Consider the following 24,120-nt stretch of genomic DNA (forward strand, 5'->3'; position numbering starts at 1 on the left):
AAGCATGCTACTGGCGCTGGCGCAATGGCTGCAGAATGACGCAAGCTTCTTGCGCGTGTTCAGTTATCTGACTTTCCGTGCGGTGATGGCCACCATCACCGCGCTGCTGATCGGGCTCGTCTGCGGCCCGGCGGTGATTCGCAAGCTGACCGCCATGAAGGTCGGTCAGGCTGTCCGTAAAGATGGTCCGCAGTCGCACCTCGTCAAGTCGGGTACGCCGACCATGGGCGGCGTGCTGATTCTGCTCGGCATTGCAGTGGCCACGCTGCTGTGGGCCGATCTGACCAATCGCTTCATCTGGATCGTGATTCTCGTCACGTTCGGTTTCGGCGTCATCGGCTGGGTCGACGACTACCGCAAGGTGGTCTACAAGGATCCGCGCGGCATGTCGTCGCGCGAAAAGTATTTCTGGCAATCGGTGATCGGCCTGTTCGCCGCGGTGTACCTGGCGTTCAGCGTCTCCGAAGCCAGCAACGTGCGCGTGTTCGACCTGTTCATGGCGTGGGTGCGCAGCGGCTTGTCGATGGGCTTGCCGGCACGCGCCGATCTGATGCTGCCGTTCTTCAAGTCGATCAGCTATCCGCTCGGCGTGTGGGGCTTCATCGTGCTGACGTATCTGGTGATCGTCGGCGCGAGCAACGCGGTCAATCTCACGGATGGTCTCGACGGCCTCGTCATCATGCCGGTGGTGCTGGTCGGCGCTTCGCTCGGCGTGTTCGCGTACGTGATGGGCAGCTCGGTCTATTCGAAATACCTGCTCTTTCCGCACATCGCCGGCGCGGGCGAACTGCTGATTTTCTGTTCGGCCATGGGCGGGGCAGGGCTGGCGTTTCTCTGGTTCAACACGCACCCGGCGCAGATGTTCATGGGCGACGTGGGTGCGCTTGCGCTCGGCGGCGCACTCGGCACCGTCGCGGTGATCGTGCGTCAGGAAATCGTGCTCTTCATCATGGGCGGCATTTTTGTCGCGGAGACGCTTTCCGTGATGTTGCAGGTTACGTGGTTCAAATTCACCAAGCGCCGTTTCGGCGAAGGTCGGCGTCTCTTCAAGATGGCGCCGCTGCATCACCATTTCGAACTGTCGGGATGGAAGGAAACGCAGGTGGTCGTGCGCTTCTGGATCATCACGTTGATGTTGTGTCTGTTCGGTTTGTCCACGCTCAAACTGCGTTAAGCAGCAGGTAATCAAGGAAGCAGGCGATGTTCGGCGAGAAGTTTCGGGATCGGCAAAAGCCGATGGTGCTCGTGCTGGGACTGGGTGAATCCGGTCTTGCGATGGCGCGCTGGTGCGCGCGGCACGGCTGTCGGCTGCGTGTGGCCGATACGCGCGAGGTGCCGCCGAACCTGTCCGCGCTGGAAGCGCACGGCGTCGATGCCGACTTCATCGGCGGCGCGTTTTCGGCGGCCCTGCTCGACGGTGTCGAACTCGTGGCGATCAGCCCCGGACTGTCGCCGCTCGCTGCCGACCTGCTGCCGCTCATCACCGCAGCGCGCGAGCAAGGCATTCCCGTGTGGGGCGAACTCGAATTCTTCGCGCAAGCGCTCAAGACGCTCGGCGAAAGCGGCTACGCGCCGAAGGTGATCGCGATCACCGGTACGAACGGAAAGACCACCACCACGAGCCTCGCCGGCCTGTTGTGCGAACGCGCGGGCAAGAAGGTGGCGGTGGCGGGCAACATCAGCCCGTCGGTGCTCGACAAACTCACCGAAGCCATCGACGCCACCGCGTTGCCCGACGTCTGGGTGCTCGAGCTGTCGAGCTTCCAGCTGGAAACCGCGCATACGTTCATGCCCGACGCGGCGGCCGTGCTGAACATCACGCAAGATCACCTCGACTGGCACGGCGGCCTCGACGCCTACGCTGCCGCGAAGGGCCGCATCTTCGGTACACAGACCGTGCGCGTGCTGAATCGCGACGACTCGCGCGTGATGGCGCTCGCGCCTTCCGCAGGCAGCGAAGCGGAGATCATCACGTTCGGCGTGACCGAGCCGAAGGGTGTTGGCGACTACGGCCTGCTGCGCGACAACGGCATGGTATGGCTGGTCGAAGCGCACGACCGCGACGCGAGCGACGAGCCCGCGCCGACGCGTCGTCGCAAGAATGAAGTTGCCGCGGCGCCGAGCATCGCGTTCAAGCGCCTGATGCCGGCGGACGCGCTGCGTATCCGTGGTCTGCACAACGCGGCGAACGCGCTGGCCGCCTACGCGCTGGCACGTGCCGTCGGCCTGCCGGGCGCGCCGCTGCTGCATGGTCTGCGCGAGTATCGCGGCGAGCCGCATCGGGTGGAATTGATCGCGTCGATCGAAGGCGTGGACTACGTGGACGACAGCAAGGGTACGAACGTCGGCGCAACGGTCGCCGCGCTCGACGGCCTCGCGCAGCGCGCCGTGTTGATCGTCGGCGGTGAAGGCAAGGGCCAGGACTTCGAGCCGCTCGCCGAACCCGTGGCACGCTGGTGCCGCGCCGTGATGCTGATCGGCCGCGACGCGCCGCTCATTCGCGCCGCGCTCGAAGACACCGGCATCGCCATGACGGAACACGCCACACTCGAAGACGCAACGCGCGCGGCAACCGCGCTGGCGGAGCCGGGCGACGCCGTACTGCTGTCGCCGGCCTGCGCGAGCTTCGACATGTTCAAGAACTACGCACATCGCGCGGCGGTTTTCCGCAGCACCGTGGAAGACATCGCAGCTGAACGGGGGACGATGATATGAGCTGGTCGGAACGCTTCGGTTCGCGCCTCGCCGGCTCACGCGCCGGCAATGGCGACGTGGGCAACACCAGCCGCGCCACCGGTCGCAGCGGCAGCGGTCTGGCGAGCGCCGTCAACGGCGTGCGTCCGCTGCGCTCGCGCATGCTCGACTACGACCACTCGCTGTTGTGGGTCGTCGTCGCGCTGCTGGGGCTCGGTGTCGTGATGGTGTATTCGGCGTCGATCGCGATGCCGGATTCGCCGAAGTACGCGTCTTATCGCGACTACGCCTTCCTCGTGCGTCAGCTCATTTTCGTGGTGATGGGCTCGGTGGTCGGCATCGTGTCGTTCCGCATTCCCATTTCCACATGGGACAAATACGCGCCCAAGCTCTTTCTGATTTCGCTGGTCGCGCTGGTGATCGTGCTGGTTCCGCACGTCGGCAAGGGCGTGAACGGCGCGCGTCGGTGGATCCCGCTCGGCATCACGAACATGCAGCCGTCGGAAATCATGAAGCTCGCCGTGACCATCTACGCGGCGAACTACACGGTGCGCAAGCAGGAATACATGCACAGCTTCGCCAAGGGCTTTCTGCCGATGGCGGTGGCGGTCGGTCTGGTCGGCGCGCTGCTGCTGCTCGAGCCGGACATGGGCGCATTCATGGTGATCGCCGCGATCGCGATGGGCGTGCTGTTCCTCGGCGGCGTGAACGGCAAGCTGTTCGGCGGCCTGGTGGCGACGGCGGTGGGCACGTTCAGCCTGCTGGTGTGGGCGTCGCCGTGGCGTCGCGAGCGGATCTTCGCTTACCTCGATCCGTGGGACGACCGCTACGCGCAAGGCAAGGCCTATCAATTGACGCACTCGCTGATCGCCTTCGGCCGCGGCGAGTGGTTCGGCGTGGGCCTCGGCGGCAGCGTCGAAAAGCTCAACTATCTGCCGGAAGCGCATACCGACTTCATCCTCGCGGTGATCGGCGAGGAACTCGGTTTTGTCGGCGTGCTCGTGGTGATCCTTATGTTCTACTGGATCGTGCGTCGCTCGTTCGAGATCGGCCGTCAGGCGCTGGCACTCGACCGCACGTTCGCGGGTCTGGTGGCGAAGGGCGTCGGCATCTGGTTCGGCGCGCAGACCTTCATCAACATGGGCGTGAACCTCGGTCTGCTGCCGACCAAAGGTCTGACGCTGCCGCTGGTGAGCTACGGTGGCTCGGGCATTTTGCTGAACTGCGTCGCGGTGGCTGTGCTGATGCGTGTGGATTATGAAAATCGTGTGCTGATGCGTGGGGGGAAGGTATGACCCCCATGCAGCAGCACACGATTTCGGCGCAGGCTAACTTCGTGCGCAACGCGCACGAAGTTAAGCGAAGCGGCCGAAGCCAAAACGCTTCGTTTTTCCTGTTGATGCGCGGAGGAAAAGTATGACCGCTTCGGCACAACGCACGCTGATGGTGATGGCCGGCGGCACCGGGGGACACGTGTTCCCTGGGCTCGCGGTCGCGCACCTGATGCAGGCGTGGGGCTGGAAGGTGGTCTGGCTCGGCAATCCCGCGGGCATGGAAGCAACGCTGGTGCCGAAACACGGCATCCCGATGGAGTACGTGCGTTTCGGCGGACTGCGCGGCAAGGGCATGAAGACCAAGCTGATGCTGCCGCTGAATCTGCTGCGCGCCTGCTCGCAAAGCCTCAGCGTGTTGCGTCGCGTGAAGCCGGACGTCGTGCTCGGCATGGGCGGTTACATCACTTTCCCGGCGGGAGTGATGACGGCATTGAGCGGCACGCCGCTGGTGCTGCACGAACAGAATTCGATTGCCGGTCTCGCCAACAAGGTGCTCGCGAAACTCGCGAAGCGCGTGCTCGTGGCCTTTCCGAACGCGCTGCCGCACGGCGAATGGACCGGAAACCCGATTCGTGCGGAACTTGCTCGCACAATTGCACCCAAAGCACGCTACGCGCAGCGCAGCGGTCCGCTGAATGTGCTGGTGGTCGGCGGCAGTCTCGGTGCGGCGGCCTTGAATGAAGTGGTGCCGCGTGCGGTGGCGTTGCTGGCGCCGAACGAGCGTCCGCGCATCGTGCATCAGGCAGGCGCGAAGCATATCGACGCTTTGCGCGAGAACTACGCGGCAGCCGGTTTGCAGGACGGCGCGAACGTCGAGCTCGTCGCTTTTATCGACGACATGACGAGCGCGTACGAGAAAGCCGATCTGGTGATCTGCCGTTCGGGCGCGATGACCGTGTCGGAGATTTCGGCGGTCGGCGTGGCGGCGTTGTTCGTGCCGTTCCCGTATGCAGTAGACGATCACCAGACAACCAACGCAGCGTTTCTCGCCGGCAACGGCGCGGCGCTGCTCGTGCAGCAACGCGACCTGTCGGCGGAAAAACTCGCCGACTGGTTGCGCAGCCAGACGCGAGAGACCCTCGCGGATATGGCGGAGCGTTCGCGCTCGCTCGCGAAACCCGACGCCACGGAACAGGTCGCGCAAATCTGCGCGAACGTGGCGGGTTTGATTTCGGGCGCGAGCCCAGAAGGAAAGCAATGAAACACATCGTCAAACACATTCACTTTGTCGGCATCGGCGGTGTCGGCATGAGCGGCATCGCCGAGGTGCTGGTCAACCTCGGCTATCAGGTAAGCGGCTCGGATCTGTCGAGCAACGCCATTACCGATCGTCTCGCGGCACTCGGCGCGCGGATCGCGATCGGCCACGCGGCGGAAAACATCGAAGGCGCGAACGCCGTGGTCGTTTCCACGGCCGTGCGCAGCGACAACCCCGAAGTGCTGGCGGCGCGTCATCGCCGTATTCCGATCGTGCCGCGCGCGGTGATGCTCGCCGAACTGATGCGTCTGAAGCAGGGCATCGCGATTGCCGGCACGCACGGCAAGACCACCACCACGTCGCTGGTGGCGAGCGTGCTGGCCGCCGGCGGTCTCGATCCGACTTTCGTGATCGGCGGCCGTCTGATCAGCGCGGGTGCGAATGCGCGACTCGGCACGGGTGACTTCATCGTCGCGGAAGCGGACGAGTCCGATGCGTCGTTCCTGAATCTGTTCCCGGTGATCGAAGTCATCACGAACATCGACGCCGATCACATGGACACCTACGGCCACGATTTCGCGCGGCTCAAGCAGGCGTTTATCGAGTTCACCCATCGTCTGCCGTTCTACGGCATCGCGGTGCTGTGCGTCGACGATCCGAACGTGAAAGAGATTCTGCCGTTCGTCTCGAAGCCGATCATTCGCTACGGTCTCGCGCCCGATGCGCAGGTGCGCGCGGTCAACGTCGAGGCACGCGACGGCCGCATGCATTTCACCGCCATGCGCGAAGACGCGGCGCCGCTCGACATCGTTTTGAACCTCCCGGGCGAGCACAACGTGCAGAACGCTTTGGCCGCAATTGCAATTGCGACTGAACTTGAGGTGAAAGATGCCGATATCCAGCGAGCGCTGGCAGATTTCAACGGCGTAGGCCGACGCTTCCAGCGTTACGGCGAAGTGCCCGTGATCGCGGAAGGAAAAGCGGGCGGCGCGTACACGCTGGTCGACGATTACGGTCATCACCCGGTCGAAATGGCGGCCACGGTGGCGGCGGCGCGCGGTGCGTTTCCGGGGCGGCGCCTGGTGCTGGCATTCCAGCCGCACCGTTTCACGCGCACCCGCGATTGCTTCGAAGATTTCGTGAAGGTGCTCTCGACCGTCGACGCGCTGGTGCTGACCGAAGTCTATTCGGCCGGCGAAGCGCCGATCGTCGCGGCGGACGGTCGCGCGCTGGCTCGCGCGCTGCGCGTGGCGGGCAAGGTCGAGCCGGTGTTTGTCGATACGGTGGATGAAGTGCCGGACGCGCTCTCAGCAGTGGTGCGCGACGGCGATGTGGTGATTACGATGGGCGCGGGTTCGATCGGCGGTGTGCCAGGTCGCCTCGCGCAGGAAACCAAGGTGTGAGATGAGCAGCATCGACCCGAAACAATTCGGCAAAGTGGCAGTACTGCTCGGCGGTAATTCCGCCGAGCGAGAAGTGTCGCTCAATTCAGGCCGCCTCGTTCTGCAAGGCCTGCGCGACGCTGGTGTCGACGCGCATCCGTTCGATCCGGCCGAGCGTCCGCTCGCGGCATTGAAGGAAGAAGGTTTCGTGCGCGCGTTCAACGCGCTGCATGGCGGCTACGGCGAGAACGGTCAGATTCAGGGCGCGCTCGATTTTTACGGCATCCGTTACACGGGCAGCGGCGTGCTCGGTTCGGCGCTCGGCCTCGACAAGTTCCGCACCAAGCTCGTGTGGCAGCAACTCGGCATTCCGACGCCGCCGTTCGAAGCCGTGCTGCGCGGCGACGACTACGACGCGCGCGCCAAAGACATCGTCGCGAAACTCGGCTTGCCGCTTTTCGTGAAGCCGGCGAGCGAAGGATCGAGCGTCGCGGTGATCAAGGTGAAGAGCGCCGACGCATTGCCGGCCGCGCTGATCGAAGCGGTCAAGTACGACCGCATCGTCGTGGTCGAAAAGAGCATCGAAGGTGGCGGCGAGTACACCGCGTGCATCGCAGGCGAGCTGGATCTGCCGGTGATCCGCATCGTGCCGGCCGGTGAGTTCTACGACTATCACGCGAAGTACGTCGCCAACGACACGCAGTATCTGATTCCGTGCGGTCTGCCGCAGGAAGAGGAAGCGCGTCTGAAAGTGCTGGCGCGCCGCGCGTTCGACGTACTCGGCTGCACCGATTGGGGTCGCGCGGATTTCATGCTCGACGCCGACGGCAATCCGTATTTTCTGGAAGTGAACACGGCGCCTGGCATGACCGATCACTCGTTGCCGCCGAAAGCGGCGCGCGCGGTGGGCATCAGCTATCAGGAACTGGTTGTCGGCGTGTTGGCGCTGACGCTGAAGGACTAACCGGGGCGACCCGAAAGCAACACCATGTGGAACAACGTTCGCCAGCTCAATCTCGCCGCCAACGCCTTGAACGCGTTGCTGGTGCTCGTGCTGCTGGCGGCAGGCGGTTACTGGCTGATCCAGCGGCCGAATTTCGCGCTGCGGGAAATCCAGATCGATGGCGATACCGAGCACATCAATTCGCCGACGGTGCGTGCCGGCGTAGTAGGGCGGTTGAAGGGCAACTTTTTCACGGTCGATCTCGACGTCGCGAGACAGGCGTTCGAGCAGATGCCGTGGGTGCGTCATGCGAGCGTGCGGCGAGTCTGGCCGAATGCACTCGCTGTCACGCTGGAAGAGTACAAACCGCTGGGAACGTGGGGCAGCGATCAGCTGGTGAGCGTCGACGGCGAGCTGTTCACCGCGAACCAGGGCGAACTCGAAGAAGAGCTGCCCGCGTTCGACGGCCCGGACGGTACGGCGAAAGAGGTGGTCGCGCGTTATCACGACTTCCAGAAGTGGTTTGCGCCGCTGGGCGCAACGCCTGACGAAGTGACGTTGTCGCCGCGCTATGCGTGGACGGTGAAGCTGTCGAACGGGATGCAGGTAGAACTTGGGCGCGAACGCAATCAGGACACGCTGCTCGATCGCAGCAAGCGCCTGACTGCGGCATGGAACGCGGTGACGCAACGTTGGGGAAAGGATATCGAGTATGCGGACTTGCGCTATCCGAACGGTTTCGCGATTCGTGCCGCTGGCATGCGCTTCATCAGCGAACCCGATAAGGGCAAGAAGTAAACGGACATCACACGCAATGAGCACGCTATGAGTAAAGACTATAAAGATCTGCTGGTCGCCCTCGACATCGGGACGTCGAAGGTCGTGGCCATCGTCGCCGAGTTGAAGGGCGAGGGTCACTACGAGGTGATCGGCCTCGGCCAGAGCGAATCGAAGGGGCTCAAGAAAGGCGTGGTGGTGAACATCGAAGCCACCGTGCAGTCCATTCAGCGCGCGCTCGAGGAAGCCGAGCTGATGGCCGACTGCAAGATCACGAACGTGTTCACCGGCATCGCCGGCAGCCATATCCGCAGCTTCAATTCGAGCGGCATGGTGGCGATCAAGGAAAAGGAAGTCACGCAGGCGGACGTGGCCCGCGTGATCGAGACGGCCAAGGCAATCAATATTCCGACCGATCAGCAGGTGCTGCATATCCTGACTCAGGAATTCATCATCGACGGTCAGGAAGACGTGCGCGAGCCGATCGGCATGAGCGGCATTCGCCTCGAAGTGAAGGTGCACATCGTGACCGGCGCGGTCAGCGCGGCGCAGAACATCGTCAAGTGCGTGCGCCGCTGCGGACTCGAAGTGAACGATCTGATTCTGCAACCGCTGGCGTCGTCGCTGGCGGTGCTGACGGAAGATGAAAAAGAACTCGGCGTGGTGCTGGTCGACATCGGCGGCGGCACGACGGACATCGCGATTTTCAGCGAAGGCGCGATCCGGCATACGGCGGTGATTCCGATCGCCGGCGACCAGATCACGAGCGACATCGCCATGGCGCTGCGTACGCCGACGCCGGACGCGGAAGACATCAAGGTCGACTACGGCATCGCCAAGCAGGCGTTGGCCGATCCGGACGAGATGATCGAAGTGCCGGGACTCGGCGAGCGCGGTCCGCGCACGCTGTCCCGCCAGGCGCTGGCGGCGGTGGTCGAGCCGCGTGTCGAAGAACTGTTTTCGCTCGTGCAGCAGGTGGTGCGCGAGTCGGGTTACGAAGAGCTGCTGAGCTCCGGCGTCGTGCTCACGGGCGGCGCGTCGATGATGCTCGGCATGGTCGAACTCGGCGAGGACATTTTCCTGAAGCCGGTGCGCATCGGCGTGCCGGAATACGCGGGCGGTCTTGCGGACGTCGTGCGTAACCCGCGTTATTCGACGGCCATGGGTCTGCTCGTCGAAGGGCGCTCGCAACGGATGCGCGGCCGCAAGGTCGCGGTGCAGTCGGGGTCGATGGGCCAGGTCTTCACGCGGATGAAAGACTGGTTCCTCGGCAACTTCTGAGGAAGTCGCTTTAAACGGGTTTTGCGGAAAAATTCGCGCTGGTGCCGGCGGCTGGCGCGCGACAGGGGGTTGCCCGATCTCTTGCCGAATAACGGCCGAAGTGGCTGTAATTTTTTATCTTGACGGAGGCAACATGGAATTCCAGATGCTGGAAACCGAAACGAACGGCACCATCATCAAGGTGGTCGGAGTAGGTGGCGCTGGCGGCAATGCCGTTCAGCACATGATCAACAAAGGCGTGCAAGGCGTCGACTTCATCGTGATGAACACGGACGCGCAGGCATTGTCGCGTTCGCGCGCCACGGCGGTGATCCAGCTCGGCAACACGGGTCTGGGCGCTGGCGCCAAGCCGGAAATGGGCCGTGCCGCAGCGGAAGAAGCACGTGAGCGTATCGCCGACGCACTGCGCGGCGCGCACATGGTCTTCATCACCGCGGGCATGGGCGGCGGCACGGGCACGGGCGCAGCGCCGGTGGTCGCGCAGATCGCCAAGGAAATGGGTATCTTGACTGTTGGCGTGGTCAGCAAGCCGTTTGAATTCGAAGGCGGCAAGCGCATGCGCGTTGCAGAAGCTGGTTCGCAGCAACTGGAGGATCACGTCGACTCGCTGATCGTCGTTCTGAACGACAAGCTGTTCGAGGTGATGGGCGATGACGCCGAGATGGACAAGTGCTTCCAGTGCGCAGACGACGTTCTGAACAACGCAGTTGCCGGCATCGCGGAAATCATCAACGTCGACGGTCTGGTGAACGTCGACTTCGAAGACGTGAAGACGGTGATGGGCGAGCAGGGCAAGGCGATGATGGGCACGGCGACGGTTGCCGGTGTCGATCGCGCGCGCCTGGCCGCCGAGCAGGCTGTCGCCAGCCCGCTGCTGGAAGGTGTGGATCTGTCGGGCGCACGTGGCGTGCTGGTCAACATCACGTCGAGCCGTTCGCTGCGTCTGTCGGAAACGCGCGAAGTGATGAACACGATCAAGAGCTACGCAGCAGAAGACGCAACGGTCATCTTCGGCGCGGTGTACGACGATGCAATGGGCGACGCGCTGCGCGTGACGGTCGTGGCAACGGGTCTGGGCCGTGCGGCGAAGAAGCAGCAATCGGCACCGATGACGCTGCTGCGCACGGGTACGGACAACCAGCCGATCAGCACGATGCAACACGCTGCTTACGCACCGTCGGCTTCGCACGCGAGCACGGCCGATTACGGCGCGCTGGATACGCCGGCTGTGTGGCGCACGTCGCGCGATACGGCGGCTTCGCACGTGCAGGCGCTGCAGGAAAAGGGCGTCGACACGTACGACATTCCGGCGTTCCTGCGCAAGCAGGCGGACTAAGCGCGCGAGCAGGCTTTCGTTGCCGCGCTGCGGGCAGGTTGCAGTGCAGCGCTGGCGGACGAATGCACGAGCGTGGCGGGTGAACGGCAAACAGGTCGCGTATCGTTAGATCCGCGGCAAGGACAACTGCCCTCTTCGGATTTGCGAAGCGGATTGGGCGACTGTCGCCGGCGAGAGGAGCCTGTTGTCAGGCAAACGCTGAATTCACTGCGACACGACGACGTGCAAGCGTGCTTCGCATCGATGCAAAGGACTGAGCATGATTCAGACTGGTGAAAAGCTGCCCGACGCGACGATCTTCGAGTTTGTCGAGGACGAGCGGGCGGGCTGCACGTTGGGGCCGAACAGCTTTAACGTGCGCGAGCAGACGGCGGGTAAGCGCGTGGTGATCTTCGGATTGCCGGGTGCCTTCACGCCGACCTGTTCGGCCAAGCACGTACCGGGTTACGTCGAGCACGTCGAGCAGTTCCGCGCTCGCGGTATCGACGAGATCTGGTGCGTGTCCGTCAACGACGCGTTCGTAATGGGCGCGTGGGGACGCGATCAGCACGCCTCGGGCAAGGTGCGCATGATGGCGGACGGCAGTGCGGCATTCACACGGGCGCTCGGTCTTGAGCAGGATTTGTCGGCGCGCGGCATGGGAATCCGTTCCCAGCGCTACGCGATGGTTGTCGACGACGGCGTGGTCAAGACGTTGAACGTCGAGGCTGCCGGCAAATTCGAAGTGAGCGATGCGCAGAGTATTCTTGCCACGTTGAGCTAGTCACATGCGTTCAAATGTCCGCTTGCCCGGTCGTTGTATGAGGGCAACGGCATATGCGACGCTTTTGTGACAGGCCGTTACGCGGGCCGATGACCGGAAACGCCTCCGTTCCGGACGTCGGCCCGTCACGCTTCCCCTGATCGGCGCCCTTTGGGTAATGCAGCGAAACAGATTGATACGTTCCGCGCCGAGACGCTCCTTAGGGTATTGGAGTATAATTCGTGCTATGGAATAAAAAGTCCCGATTGGGATTTTCAATCGAATAGAAGATCACCATGTTGAAGCAGCGCACTATCAAATCGATCGTCAAGACAGTCGGCATCGGCCTGCATTCCGGCCGCAAGGTCGACTTGACGCTTCGTCCGGCGGGCCCGGACACCGGCATCGTGTTTTCGCGCGTGGATTTGCCCACGCCGGTGGATATTCCCGCCCAGGCCATGTCGATCGGCGATACGCGTCTGGCTTCGGTGTTGCAGAAAGACGGCGCGCGCGTGTCGACTATCGAACACCTGATGTCCGCCTGTGCCGGTCTCGGCATCGACAATCTGTACGTGGACGTCACTGCCGAAGAAATTCCCATCATGGATGGCAGTGCGGGTTCGTTCGTGTTTCTGATTCAATCGGCTGGTATTGAAGAACAGAACGCGGCCAAGAAATTCATCAAGGTTACGAAACCGGTCGAAATCCGCGACGGCGATAAATTCGCGCGTCTCGATCCGTTTTTCGGTTTCAAGCTCAAATTCACCATCGATTTCCGTCATCCGGCCGTGGATAAAACCGGTCAGGCACTGGAAGTCGATTTCGCCAATACGTCTTACGTGCGTGAAATCGCGCGTGCCCGTACGTTCGGCTTCGCGCATGAAGTGGAAATGATGCGCGAACTCGGTCTGGCGCGCGGCGGCAGCATGGACAACGCGATCGTGCTGGACGAATACCGCATTCTGAACAACGACGGTCTGCGTTACGACGACGAATTCGTGAAGCACAAGATGCTCGACGCGATCGGCGATCTGTACGTGGTCGGTCATCCGCTGCTGGCTTCGTACACGGCGTACAAGTCGGGCCACGGACTGAACAACGCGCTGCTGCGCGAACTGCTGGCTCACGAAGACTCGTACGAAATCGTCACCTTCGAAGATACCCAGAAGGCGCCGCGCGGCTTTGCGTACGAAACGCAAACGGCGTTCGCATAAGGCATCGATGAATGGCGGCATCCTGCGAGACGGGATGCCTGAGGAACAAAAAAGCGGCCTGCGGGCCGCTTTTTTATTGCGCGAAACTTTTGACCTGGCTCAGCGATTTTTCCGATGCCGCGCGGCCATTTTGGCCAACGCTTCCTGCAACGGCGACGGCGCGAGCGACTGGCTCAGCGCGTGCAGCGCGTCGGCGCCGGTCGGCGTCATACGGGCCTGCTTGACCGGCGGCGGCTCCTTGACCGGCTGCGGCCGCACGCGAATTCTCAGCGAATTTACCGGCCACCCGCGCTGCTGAAGATCGGACAACAGCCGCGGTTCGATATGCCTCAGACGTGCCGCCAGCGCATTGTGCGCGGCGAACAGTGCCAGAACGCCGTCTTTGATGAAGCTCGGTTCGACACTCGTTGCAAGATAGTCGGGCAGGAGCGCGCGCAGATCTTTTTCGAGCGCCGCGATCTGCTCGACGCCCGCGCGCAGGGCCGTGAACGCGTCGGTGCGATTGAGCACTTCAGCGAGCGGCTGTGGGCGGCGCGCATTGAACTGCTTGGGCGGCGGCCTTGAAAAGGACGGGAAACGGCTCATTTTCTGTGGTGACGGCGCGTTCGCACCCCATGTGCGTTCACGCCGCGATTGTACCGTGCGGGATGCACGCGAGCCCGCCTCATTGCGCAGCGTCAAAGGTGGCTGTGACGGGCCCGGAACACCGTGCCGCCGTCTCACTGCCGACACAGGCGCAGCCGGGGGCGCGTGCTAAAATGCCCGATTCGGTGCGACACGCACGCTCGTGTCCGGCGGCTCCACGTTACGGAGCATCGACTAGAGGGTTATTGAGGCAACTCACCATGCCCTCCGCAGGCGGCCACCTTGTGGGCTGCACTTTAAGAAGCAGATGCGACCCTATGGGAAGCATCCTTGTAGTGAAATGGGAAACCGGAGCAATCAGCCGGGGACCTTGTTGCATGGACTTGATTACCGTCAGGTCCCGCCCAGTCAGCGGCTTCACCTCCGCCGACAGGGCGGGGTGATGTTTGCAATTCCTGAGCCTCAAGGCAAGGGTTTCGCTAAACGATACGAGCGAAAGCTCGGTGTGTCATTGTTCGACCTCGTTGCTGAAGATGAGGATAGTGAACCTGCTGTACGACCAGCAGTAGCCTAGGAGGACATGCGTCACTGGCAACGGTGAGGTGTGAAGCTCCTCTGACAATGTAGCCCCCGGATGTTTCGGGCAGGTCGTTTCCGCGAGGAATCGGTCTGGATACTCCTAGCAGCAAGGGGGTAAGGCGCTAGGCTGGCTGATAGGGTTAACGGAAGTGAACTGCTGATAAACCTCGTTAGCATTGTGTGCCAAAGCTGCTGATAGGCACTGACCAAAAGGTATGCGGTTGGATAGCCCGCTCGAATCTCGGGTTACGTCGTTGGTGATACCGCCGGGGAATAGGCAGAACCTAAGTCAGTCGTGTGACATGCCGGGAACGTGGTAAGCCTGTATGGTTGCCAGCGCAGTTGGGCTGGCAGGCGAACCGTGAGGGACGCTGATGATCGTGCAGGTATGGGAGGACGGAAAAAGCGAAGGCCGGGCTGTAATGGACCGGATAGGGGTTGAGACATTACCTCACGCGAAAGCGGGCAGACTTCCGTCTGGTCTACCGTCGCAAGACGGCTGACTACCCTCTATGAACTTGGTTAGATGCAGGTGCATGCGCCTGTATTGAGTTTTGTTGTTCCCCAGCGGGGTGTATCTACCCCGCTGGGGGAGATGCGCCTTCTGTCTGGGGACTTTTCCAGGTAGGAGAGCAGCATGAAAGTATTTGGTCGAATGACCAGATCTGCGCTTTCCCACGCGCCGGACGATTGGTACGCCGTAGATTGGCGACGAGTTGAGCGGAACGTGAGAGGGATGCAGATTCGAATTGCGAAGGCGACGCGGGAAGGCGACTGGCGCAGGGTGAAAGCCCTGCAACGGATGTTGACTCGCACGTTGTCTGCAAAGCTGTATGCGGTACGACGTGTTACGCAAAACCAGGGTGCGCGAACGGCTGGAGTCGATCGCGAGCTATGGGATTCGCCTGAGAGTCGATGGGAAGCCGTCGACAGGTTGAAGCGGCGCGGATACAAGCCTCTGCCACTACGGAGAGTCTTTATCCCCAAGGCAAATGGGAAGGAACGTCCTCTGGGCATTCCGACCATGCGGGACAGGGCGATGCAAGCTCTGTATCTCTTGGCCTTGGAGCCAGTGTCGGAATCGACGAGCGACTCGAACTCTTATGGGTTCAGGTTGAATCGTTCGACAGCCGACGCGATGTCCCAAATCCGCGTCTGTATGTCCCAAGAGGCTTCGGCCAAGTGGGTCCTAGAAGCGGATATCAAGGGATGCTTCGACCACATCAGTCATGACTGGCTGGAAACCAATGTCCCGATGGACAGAGGTGTCCTCCGGAAATGGCTGAAGGCTGGCCTGATTTATCAAGGTCAGCTACGGGCGACTGAGGCCGGTACGCCGCAGGGAGGAATCATCTCCCCGACGTTGGCTAACGTAACGCTGAACGGGCTGGAACGAGAACTGGCGGTGCATCTCGGTGCGAAGCTGGGGATCATGAAAACCCGAAGGCTGAAAGTGAATGTGGTGCGGTACGCGGACGACTTCGTGATAACCGGTGACTCGAAAGAGATACTGGAACAGGAGGTCCGACCTTGGGTGGAGGCATTCCTGGCGGTTCGAGGGTTGCAGCTATCGCAGGAAAAAACGCGGATCACTCACATTGACGATGGCTTCGATTTCCTTGGGTGGAATTTCCGGAAGTACTCGGGAAAGATGCTCATCAAACCGAGCAAAAAGAACGCGAAAGCGTTCTACAGCAAGGTGGCGGAAGCGATTAGCAGCAACAAGACGGTGAAGCAGGAGGAGATGATCCGACTGCTAAATCCAATGTTGCGCGGATGGGCGCAGTATCACCATCCGGTTACGGCCAAAAAGGCGTACACCCGCATGGAGCATCTGGTGTTCCGGAAGCTCTGGTGGTGGTCCAAGCGGCGACATCCGCGAAAGAGCAACAGTTGGGTGCGACAGAAGTACTTCCACTCAATCGACGCTCGACAGTGGGTGTTTGCGGTCCGGACGGTTCGAGACGATGGCAGTTGGGGCCTGATGGAGTTGTATCAACTCAGCGGTACAGCGATCAGGAGACACAAGAAGATCCAAGGAGAATTCAATCCCTTTGATCCGAAGTGGGAGCAATATGGCGAGCAACTGCGGCAGACGCGTCTGTGGGATTCGATGCGCTACCGGAAACAGTGGGCGACGCTGTACATGTCGCAGAGCGGGCTGTGTGCGCACTGCGGCTGTGCCTTGACGGACGAAACAGGCTGGCACGATCATCATCTGGAATATCGGATGCATGGCGGGTCAGACAAGTTGTCCAACCGGGTCTTGCTTCACCCGCACTGTCACCAGCAGGTACACGTTGGTAAACTTGTAGTAACTAAGCCGGTTCTGTCGTAGACAGAACTTTGTTTGTAGATTTGAGCCGTATGCGGGGAAACTCGCACGTACGGTTCTCGGGGGGCCCGATCTTCGTAAGAAGGTCGGGCTACCCGACAATTCACTCTTGGACTAAGCCGCCGAGGCCCTTCCGACCCCGGAGCGCACGTGCCCAGACAGCACGCCGCGAACCAGCCGAAGCCGCGACGCAGACACCGATCCGATGACCACCGGTTTTCTACAGAAGATTTTTGGCAGCCGCAACCAGCGGCTAGTCAAGCAATATCAAAAGACCGTCGCGGCGATCAATGCGCTCGAACCGCAGATCGAGCAATTGACGGACGATCAACTGCGCGCCAAAACGGGTGAATTCCGCCAGCGCGTCGCGAGCGGCGAGTCGCTCGACAAGCTTCTGCCCGAAGCCTTCGCGGTGTGCCGCGAGGCGAGCAAGCGGGTGCTGAAAATGCGCCACTTCGACGTGCAGCTGATCGGCGGCATGGTCCTGCACTACGGCAAGATCGGCGAAATGCGCACCGGCGAGGGCAAGACGCTCGTCGCTACGTTGCCGGTGTACCTCAACGCCTTGTCGGGCCGCGGCGTCCACGTCGTGACGGTGAACGATTACCTCGCCCAGCGCGACGCCGAATGGATGGCGCGCCTGTACAACTTCCTCGGTCTGTCAGTCGGTATCAATCTCTCGCAGATGGATCACGCCGCCAAGCAGGAAGCGTATGCGGCAGACATCACCTACGGCACCAACAACGAATTCGGCTTCGACTATCTGCGCGACAACATGGTCTACGAGACCGATGCGCGCGTGCAGCGAGCCCTGAACTTCGCGGTGGTCGACGAGGTCGACTCGATCCTGATCGACGAGGCGCGTACGCCGCTGATCATCTCCGGCCAGGCCGAAGATCACACCGAATTGTACGTTCGCATGAACGCGCTGCCGCCGCTGCTCGAACGCCAGATCGGCGAAGAGAAAGCGGACGGCACTGGCGTCGAAAAGCCGGGCGATTACACGCTGGACGAAAAGGGCCGTCAGGTGTTCCTGACGGAATCGGGTCACGAAAAGGCCGAGCGTCTGCTCGCCGAGTGGGGCCTGATCGGCGAGGGCGAAAGCCTGTACGCGCCGCAAAACATCACGCTGATGCACCACGTGTACGCCGCGCTGCGCGCACATACGCTGTTCTTCAAAGACCAGCACTACGTGGTGCAGAACGGCGAAGTCGTGATCGTCGACGAATTCACCGGGCGTCTGATGTCCGGTCGCCGTTGGTCCGACGGCCTGCATCAGGCGGTCGAGGCCAAAGAACACGTCAAGATCCAGAGCGAGAATCAAACGCTCGCGTCGATCACGTTCCAGAACTATTTCCGCATGTACGCAAAGCTGTCCGGCATGACCGGCACGGCCGACACGGAAGCGTACGAATTCAACGAGATCTACGGTCTCGAAACGGTCGTGATTCCGACCAACCGTCCGCCGAAGCGGATCGACAAACAGGATCAGATCTACAAGACCGCCAAGGAGCGCTACGACGCCGTGATTCGCGACATCCGCGAATGCTACGAGCGCGGTCAGCCGGTGCTGGTCGGCACCACGTCGATCGAAAATTCCGAGTTGCTGTCGCATCTGCTGAAGCAGGCCGGTCTCGCGCACGAGGTGCTCAACGCCAAGCAGCACGCGCGTGAAGCCGAGATCGTCGCCGAAGCGGGCCGTCCGAAGCGCGTCACGATCGCGACCAACATGGCCGGTCGTGGTACCGACATCGTGCTGGGCGGCAACGCGGAAAAGCAGGCGTCCTTCATCGAACAGGACGAAACGCTCTCCGACGACGAAAAACAGCGCCGTATCCAGAAGCTGCACGACGAATGGCAAGCGTTGCACGATCAGGTGAAGGCCGCCGGCGGTCTGCACATCATCGGCACCGAACGTCACGAATCGCGCCGTATCGACAATCAGTTGCGTGGCCGTGCCGGCCGTCAGGGCGATCCGGGCTCGTCGCGTTTCTATCTGTCGCTCGAAGATCCGCTGCTGCGCATTTTTGCGGGCGACCGCGTGCGCGCCATCATGGACCGCCTGAAGATGCCGGAAGGCGAGGCGATCGAAGCGGGCATCGTGTCGCGCTCGATCGAATCGGCGCAGCGCAAGGTGGAAGCGCGTAACTTCGACGTGCGTAAGCAACTGCTCGAATACGACGACGTTTCGAACGATCAGCGCAAGGTGATCTACCAGCAGCGCAACGAACTGCTCGAAGCAAACGACATCACGGAAACGATCGGCGCCATGCGCCATGGCGTGATTGCCGACATCGTTCACCAGTTCGTGCCGGCTGGCAGCATTGAAGAACAGTGGGACGTGCCTGAACTCGAAGAAGTGCTGCGCAACGAATGGCAGCTCGACCTCGCAATTCAGGAGATGATCAACGAGTCGAATTCGATCAGCGCGGACGAAATTCTCGAAGCGGTCGAAGCGGCGGCAGACGAGGCGTACGAGTCGAAGGTCGAGCAGGTGGGCCGCGAATCGTTCAGCGCGTTCGAACGCTCGATCATGCTGCAGACGCTCGACCGTAGCTGGCGCGAGCATCTCGCCGCGCTCGATCACCTGCGTCAGGGTATCCATCTGCGCGGCTACGCGCAGAAGAACCCGAAGCAGGAATACAAGCGCGAAGCGTTCGAACTGTTCGCAGCCATGCTCGACGCCGTCAAGCTGGAAGTCACGCGCGTGGTGATGAACGTGCAGATCCAGTCGCCGGAACAGCTGGAGCAGGCGGCCGAGCAACTGGAAGAGCAGGGCGGTCACCTCGAAAACGTCGAATTCCGTCACGCCGAGTTCGCCGAAGCTGCTGCGGCAGCGCCGGTTGCGGCCGAGGCGGCCACGGCCGCCATGATCGGCGACGCGATGAGCCACGGCTCGTCGCAAGCGCCGGCGGCGAACGTGAGTGTCAATGCGGACAACGTGCCGAAGGTCGGCCGCAACGACCCGTGCCCGTGCGGCAGCGGCAAGAAGTACAAGCAGTGCCACGGCAAGATCGTGTAATGCCGAAAGCGGCGCGCTCAAGGCGCGCCGCGTCGTTTTTGTTGTTGATTTCGCGGTGGTTCGGCAGCACGCCCGAGCCATCAGTTTCCGATCCCTCGATGCCGGCGCCTGCCGGCATTTTCTTCGACAGGTCGCGACCATGGCTGTCAATTTCCCCTCGATCGATCCCGCTCAACTCCATCCCGTCGCCGGCGTTTCGCTCGGCTGGGCAGAGGCGAACATCCGCAAACCGAACCGCAAGGACGTGCTGGTCATTTCCGTCGGCGAAGGCGCGACGGTAGGCGGCGTCTTCACGCAGAACCGTTTTTGCGCGGCGCCCGTCACGGTGTGTCGCGAAAACCTGGCGCGCGTGCGCGCGGGCGGCGCGCCGATCCGCGCGCTGGTGATCAACACGGGCAACGCCAACGCGGGCACCGGCGAACCGGGTCTCGTGGCGGCGCGCGAAACCTGCAACGAGCTCGCGCGTCTTGCCGACATCGCGCCGGAGCAGGTTCTGCCGTTCTCGACGGGCGTGATTCTCGAGCCGTTGCCGGTCGATCGTCTGAAGGCCGGCCTGCCGGCAGCGCTGGCCAACCGCAAGGAAGCGAACTGGTACGACGCCGCGCAGGCGATCATGACCACGGACACCTTGCCCAAGGCCACGTCACGCCAGGTCAAGATCGACGGTCATACCGTCACGCTCACGGGTATCAGCAAGGGTGCCGGCATGATCAAGCCGAACATGGCGACCATGCTCGGTTTCCTCGCGTTCGACGCCGCCGTGGCTCAACCGGTGCTCGACGCGCTGGTCAAGCACGTTGCGGACCGCTCGTTCAACTGCATCACGATCGACGGCGATACCTCGACCAACGATTCCTTCATCCTGATCGCGTCGGGCAAATCGAGCCTGCCGGCGATCACGTCCACCGATTCGCCCGCTTATGCAGCGCTGCGCGATGCGGTAACGGAAGTCGCCCAGACGCTCGCGCAGCTGATCGTGCGCGATGGCGAAGGCGCGACCAAGTTCATGGCCGTGCACGTCGAAGGCGGTTCGAGCGTTGGCGAATGCCGCCAGATCGCGTATGCAATCGGCCATTCGCCGCTCGTAAAGACCGCTTTTTATGCATCGGACCCGAACCTCGGCCGCATTCTCGCGGCCATCGGCTATGCCGGCATCGATGATCTCGACGTCGGCAAGATCGATCTGTATCTGGACGACGTGCTGGTTGCCACTGCCGGCGGCCGCAATCCGGCGTACCGTGAAGAAGACGGCCAGCGCGTCATGAAAAAGAGCGAGATCGGCATTCGCGTGGTGCTCGGCCGCGGCGATGCGCAAGCCACGATCTGGACTTGCGATCTGTCGCACGACTACGTGAGCATCAACGCCGACTATCGTTCGTAACCAGGTTCATTACGCGGCCTGCGGGCCGCTATTCACTCAGCCATGGACAAACTCGAACAGTTTTTGACCCGAGCCGAAGCCGTGCTCGTTCGTCTCGAAGCAATGCTGCCGCCGGCGGCGCCGGAGATCGACTGGTCGGCCGCGGTCGCCTTTCGCTGGCGCAAGCGCCAGGGGCGTGGCTATTTGCAGCCCGTGCCGGCCATTTCCGCGATCACCCTGGACGATCTGCAGAACATCGATCGTCAGAAAGGGCTGATCGAGCAGAACACGCGCCAGTTCGTCCACAAGCAGCCGGCCAACAACGTGCTGCTGACGGGCGCGCGCGGCACCGGCAAGTCATCGTTGATCAAGGCTTGCCTGAACGCGTACGCGAAAGACGGTCTGCGTCTGATCGAAGTCGACAAGGACGACCTGCACGACCTCGGTGACATCGTCGACCTGATCGCGCAGCGGCCGGAGCGCTTCGTCGTGTTTTGCGACGACCTGTCGTTCGAAGACGGCGAGTCGGGCTACAAGGCGCTGAAAGTCGCGCTGGACGGATCGATCGCCGCGCAATCCGATAACGTGCTGATCTACGCCACGTCCAATCGCCGCCATCTGCTCCCCGAGTACATGAGCGACAACGAAACCTACAAGCACACGTCAGACGGCGAGATTCATCCTGGCGAGTTGGTTGAAGAGAAGATTTCGCTGTCGGAACGTTTCGGGCTGTGGGTCAGCTTTTATCCGTTCAAACAGGACGACTACCTGTCGATCATCGGCCACTGGCTCCGTCATTTCGGCTGCGACGAGTCTGAAGTCGAAGCGGCGCGCGGCGACGCGCTGGTCTGGGCGCTGGAGCGCGGTTCGCGCTCGGGGCGCGTGGCGTGGCAATTTGCCCGCGACTGGTCCGGTCGGAAGACTTCGGCATGAGCGACACGTCGAAAAACCCGGCGGCCCGCCCGGTGACGGAAGTCGCCGTTGGCGTGCTGATTCAGCCGGATGGACGCTATCTGCTGGCGCAACGGCCGGCTGGCAAGCCGTACGAAGGCTACTGGGAGTTTCCTGGCGGCAAGCTGGAGGCGGGCGAATCGGTCGAAGCGGCGCTTGCGCGTGAGTTGCACGAGGAATTGGGCATCGACGTCAAAGCGAGCCATCTCTGGCACACGCTCGAACACGATTACCCGCATGCCTACGTGCGGCTGTTTTTCTGCAAGGTAACGGAGTGGTCGGGTGAGCCGCACGGCCGCGAGGGCCAGGCATTTGTCTGGCAGACACTGCCTGCCGACGTATCACCGCTGCTGCCGGCGACCATTCCCGTGCTGGAATGGCTCGCGGCCGAAGAAAACTAGAAGAGCGCCAACTCGCACAAGCCCGCGCTACGCCCGCGGCGCCGGCTTGTGATCAAACAGCAGACGCCGTGCGCCTAGTGCGGCGTGTAATCGCTACCTGGCGATTCATCCGACGGCGGTTCCTGATCTGTACCGCCAATCCTGTATTTCTCAGCGGCCCAGGCGCCGAGATCGGTCTGCTTGCAGCGTTCCGAGCAGAACGGGCGAAAGCGGTTTTCCGGAGTCCAGCGGACATCCTTTCCGCAAGTGGGGCATTTGACGACGGTAGGCATACGGTCAGGCAATCAATCGCAAACGGAACAAGTATCGAATATAGGGGCATTTTGTGCCGCTTTAAAGGCATGCCCGACATCCGGTTTCAACAGCAGCCGGCGCAAGCCGCGTTACAGGCTGCACAACGTCAGCTGGAACGGGACGTCGACGTCTACCGCACGCGGGCGCAAATCGCCGTCCTGTACCGTAAAGCGCACCCACAGCATGTACTTGTTGGCGCTCGCTTCGGGAATCACGCGCAATTCCGGTGCCACGCGTACCTGCATCAATTGATACGAACGTCCTGACAGCATTTGCTGATAGCTGCCCTGCATGGCCATGACCTTGGACGCCTGACCCGATTCCCGCGCGAGGCGCAGCACGATCGTGGCGGCATCGCGCAGCGGCAGCAAGGGCGTGACCCACTTGGCGATGTCTTGCCGGCGTTGGTCCGGGTGAATCTGCTGCCACGCGTAGTAGGAGGGCAAGTCGAACTTGCAGGTGCCGCCGGGAATGATGGCGCGGCTGCGGATACTGGCGAGCCACTCGTTGTCGGCAAGATGCTGGCCGGTCTTGCCTTGCATCTGCGAAAGGCCGGCCAAGGTTTGTTCGATCTCGCCAAGCACGGCTTCCAGTGCATTCTGTTCGATGCCGGGATTGCCGCGGAACGGCGCGAGCGTTTGACGCTGCCGTTCGAGCTCCTTCATCAGATCGGACTTAAGATCCGCGCGACCCGCAACCTCGGAGATTTCGAACAACGTTGTCAGTGCGACGTGATGTTCCCGGGCGTCTTCCTGAGTCAGAAAGAACGTGAAACGCTCGAACAGATCTTCGAGGCGCAATAGCGTCCGGATTCGCTCGTTGAAGGGATACTCGTAAAGGATCAAGCGGGCTCGCCTCGGGCGTGGTCGGTGAACGGAATGCAGAACATTCTAATGCTGCGAGACTACCCTAGCAATCACGCACTTTTCTGGCGTGCTTTTGCCGCTTTTTTTGCGTGTTTCCCGCAATTTGCGGCGTCGTCCGTCCTTCGATCGATGCGTGATCGCAAAGTTCGGCACGCGTGGCAGGTTCGACTTGCGAACGCTGCGCGGCGCCCGGCCCGACCCGTTTTCGACGCGTCCGGCGTCAGGCTTTCGCCATCGTCAGATAAGTCTGGTGGAGCGCGTCGACCCGCGCGGTAAGTGCGTCGAGCGGCGTGTCGTCGTTGTCGACGACGTCGTCTGCGGCGGCAAGTCGCGCTTCACGCGTAGCCTGTCTTGCGATGATGGCCTGCACCTGTTCGCGGCTGAACGCGTTGCGGCGCATCACACGCGAGATTTGCGTCTCGACGCTGCAATCGACAGTGAGCACGCGATTCACGCGGTTTCGCCATGTACCCGACTCCACCAGCAGCGGCACGACGACGATGACGTAAGGCCCTTGCGCTTCGCGCTGTTCGCGCTCGGTCTCGGCGCGAATCAACGGATGCGTGATGCTCTCGAGCCGCTTGCGCGCGGTTTCGTCGCTGAACACGAGTTCGCGCATGCGGGCGCGATCGAGCGAGCCGTCGGCCGCGACGAACTCGTTGCCGAACTCCGTGGCGATCGGCGACATCGCCACGCCGTGCGGGGCCGTGATGCGATGCGCGATCAGGTCGGTGTCGACGAGCGGCACGCCCTGCAAGGCGAACAGATCGGCGACGGTGGACTTGCCGCTGCCGATGCCGCCGGTCAATCCCACGACGAACATGCT

At 62.1% G+C, this 24,120-nt stretch carries 20 protein-coding genes; 16 read left to right on the forward strand and 4 right to left on the reverse strand.

Annotated elements, in window-relative coordinates; translation table 11 throughout:
- The first annotated feature begins 4 nt into the window (after positions 1 to 4).
- The 11 genes from mraY to lpxC all read left to right on the forward strand — a co-directional run bounded on the left by mraY (position 5) and on the right by lpxC (position 12,901).
- Complete coding sequence (gene mraY, locus P3T18_RS26920; protein WP_201646317.1) at positions 5 to 1,174, forward strand: phospho-N-acetylmuramoyl-pentapeptide-transferase; 1,170 nt, start codon at positions 5 to 7, stop codon at positions 1,172 to 1,174.
- A gap of 26 nt (positions 1,175 to 1,200) precedes the next feature.
- The gene (gene murD, locus P3T18_RS26925) at positions 1,201 to 2,715 is read left to right on the forward strand and encodes a UDP-N-acetylmuramoyl-L-alanine--D-glutamate ligase (RefSeq protein WP_429303015.1); all 1,515 of its coding nucleotides are present in this window, start codon (positions 1,201 to 1,203) and stop codon (positions 2,713 to 2,715) included.
- Positions 2,712 to 3,989: a putative lipid II flippase FtsW gene (ftsW, locus tag P3T18_RS26930; protein WP_429303016.1), complete on the forward strand. Its 1,278-nt coding sequence runs from the start codon at positions 2,712 to 2,714 to the stop codon at positions 3,987 to 3,989. Before murD ends, ftsW begins: the two co-directional genes overlap by 4 nt.
- A gap of 121 nt (positions 3,990 to 4,110) precedes the next feature.
- On the forward strand, positions 4,111 to 5,229 hold the full coding sequence (gene murG / locus P3T18_RS26935; RefSeq protein WP_429303017.1) for an undecaprenyldiphospho-muramoylpentapeptide beta-N-acetylglucosaminyltransferase: 1,119 nt from the start codon (positions 4,111 to 4,113) through the stop codon (positions 5,227 to 5,229).
- Complete coding sequence (gene murC / locus P3T18_RS26940; RefSeq protein ID WP_429303018.1) at positions 5,226 to 6,629, forward strand: UDP-N-acetylmuramate--L-alanine ligase; 1,404 nt, start codon at positions 5,226 to 5,228, stop codon at positions 6,627 to 6,629. Before murG ends, murC begins: the two co-directional genes overlap by 4 nt.
- A 1-nt stretch (position 6,630) precedes the next feature.
- Positions 6,631 to 7,572 (forward strand): D-alanine--D-alanine ligase, encoded by a 942-nt coding sequence (locus P3T18_RS26945; RefSeq protein ID WP_429303019.1) that lies wholly within the window; start codon positions 6,631 to 6,633, stop codon positions 7,570 to 7,572.
- A gap of 24 nt (positions 7,573 to 7,596) precedes the next feature.
- A complete protein-coding gene (locus P3T18_RS26950; protein WP_429303020.1) occupies positions 7,597 to 8,349 on the forward strand; it encodes a cell division protein FtsQ/DivIB in 753 nt (250 codons plus the stop codon).
- A 27-nt stretch (positions 8,350 to 8,376) separates the two neighbouring features.
- Positions 8,377 to 9,609: a cell division protein FtsA gene (gene ftsA / locus P3T18_RS26955; RefSeq protein ID WP_012434417.1), complete on the forward strand. Its 1,233-nt coding sequence runs from the start codon at positions 8,377 to 8,379 to the stop codon at positions 9,607 to 9,609.
- 133 nt (positions 9,610 to 9,742) lie between these two features.
- Positions 9,743 to 10,945, forward strand: coding sequence for a cell division protein FtsZ (ftsZ, locus tag P3T18_RS26960; RefSeq protein ID WP_429303021.1), 1,203 nt, complete (start codon positions 9,743 to 9,745; stop codon positions 10,943 to 10,945).
- Between the two features lie 259 nt (positions 10,946 to 11,204).
- Complete coding sequence (locus P3T18_RS26965) at positions 11,205 to 11,708, forward strand: peroxiredoxin (RefSeq protein WP_429303022.1); 504 nt, start codon at positions 11,205 to 11,207, stop codon at positions 11,706 to 11,708.
- A 275-nt stretch (positions 11,709 to 11,983) separates the two neighbouring features.
- Complete coding sequence (lpxC, locus tag P3T18_RS26970; RefSeq protein WP_429303023.1) at positions 11,984 to 12,901, forward strand: UDP-3-O-acyl-N-acetylglucosamine deacetylase; 918 nt, start codon at positions 11,984 to 11,986, stop codon at positions 12,899 to 12,901.
- A 99-nt stretch (positions 12,902 to 13,000) separates the two neighbouring features.
- Here lpxC and P3T18_RS26975 read toward each other — a convergent pair whose 3' ends face one another.
- Positions 13,001 to 13,486 (reverse strand): DciA family protein, encoded by a 486-nt coding sequence (locus P3T18_RS26975; RefSeq protein WP_429303024.1) that lies wholly within the window; start codon positions 13,484 to 13,486, stop codon positions 13,001 to 13,003.
- Positions 13,487 to 14,702: 1,216 nt separating this feature from the next.
- Here P3T18_RS26975 and ltrA point away from each other — a divergent pair.
- From ltrA to P3T18_RS27000, 5 genes are all read left to right on the forward strand, one after another.
- Positions 14,703 to 16,403, forward strand: coding sequence for a group II intron reverse transcriptase/maturase (ltrA, locus tag P3T18_RS26980; protein WP_429303025.1), 1,701 nt, complete (start codon positions 14,703 to 14,705; stop codon positions 16,401 to 16,403).
- 202 nt (positions 16,404 to 16,605) lie between these two features.
- Entirely contained in the window at positions 16,606 to 19,422 is a 2,817-nt protein-coding gene (gene secA / locus P3T18_RS26985) for a preprotein translocase subunit SecA (protein ID WP_429303026.1), read from the forward strand.
- Between the two features lie 139 nt (positions 19,423 to 19,561).
- Positions 19,562 to 20,803 (forward strand): bifunctional glutamate N-acetyltransferase/amino-acid acetyltransferase ArgJ, encoded by a 1,242-nt coding sequence (argJ, locus tag P3T18_RS26990; RefSeq protein ID WP_429303027.1) that lies wholly within the window; start codon positions 19,562 to 19,564, stop codon positions 20,801 to 20,803.
- A 42-nt stretch (positions 20,804 to 20,845) separates the two neighbouring features.
- Positions 20,846 to 21,715, forward strand: coding sequence for an ATP-binding protein (locus P3T18_RS26995; protein ID WP_429303028.1), 870 nt, complete (start codon positions 20,846 to 20,848; stop codon positions 21,713 to 21,715).
- Entirely contained in the window at positions 21,712 to 22,134 is a 423-nt protein-coding gene (locus P3T18_RS27000; protein WP_429303029.1) for an NUDIX domain-containing protein, read from the forward strand. The genes P3T18_RS26995 and P3T18_RS27000 overlap by 4 nt, the downstream gene beginning before the upstream one ends.
- A gap of 74 nt (positions 22,135 to 22,208) precedes the next feature.
- On the opposite strand, the gene P3T18_RS27005 is transcribed toward P3T18_RS27000, so the two are convergent.
- The 3 genes from P3T18_RS27005 to coaE all read right to left on the reverse strand — a co-directional run bounded on the left by P3T18_RS27005 (position 22,209) and on the right by coaE (position 24,117).
- Positions 22,209 to 22,406: a DNA gyrase inhibitor YacG gene (locus P3T18_RS27005; RefSeq protein ID WP_429303030.1), complete on the reverse strand. Its 198-nt coding sequence runs from the start codon at positions 22,404 to 22,406 to the stop codon at positions 22,209 to 22,211.
- Positions 22,407 to 22,517: 111 nt separating this feature from the next.
- Complete coding sequence (zapD, locus tag P3T18_RS27010; RefSeq protein ID WP_091798841.1) at positions 22,518 to 23,273, reverse strand: cell division protein ZapD; 756 nt, start codon at positions 23,271 to 23,273, stop codon at positions 22,518 to 22,520.
- A 241-nt stretch (positions 23,274 to 23,514) separates the two neighbouring features.
- Positions 23,515 to 24,117, reverse strand: coding sequence for a dephospho-CoA kinase (gene coaE / locus P3T18_RS27015; protein WP_429303031.1), 603 nt, complete (start codon positions 24,115 to 24,117; stop codon positions 23,515 to 23,517).
- Positions 24,118 to 24,120: the final 3 nt, after the last annotated feature.

This window comes from Paraburkholderia sp. GAS199, assembly GCF_050436585.1.
Taxonomy (GTDB): Bacteria; Pseudomonadota; Gammaproteobacteria; order Burkholderiales; family Burkholderiaceae; genus Paraburkholderia.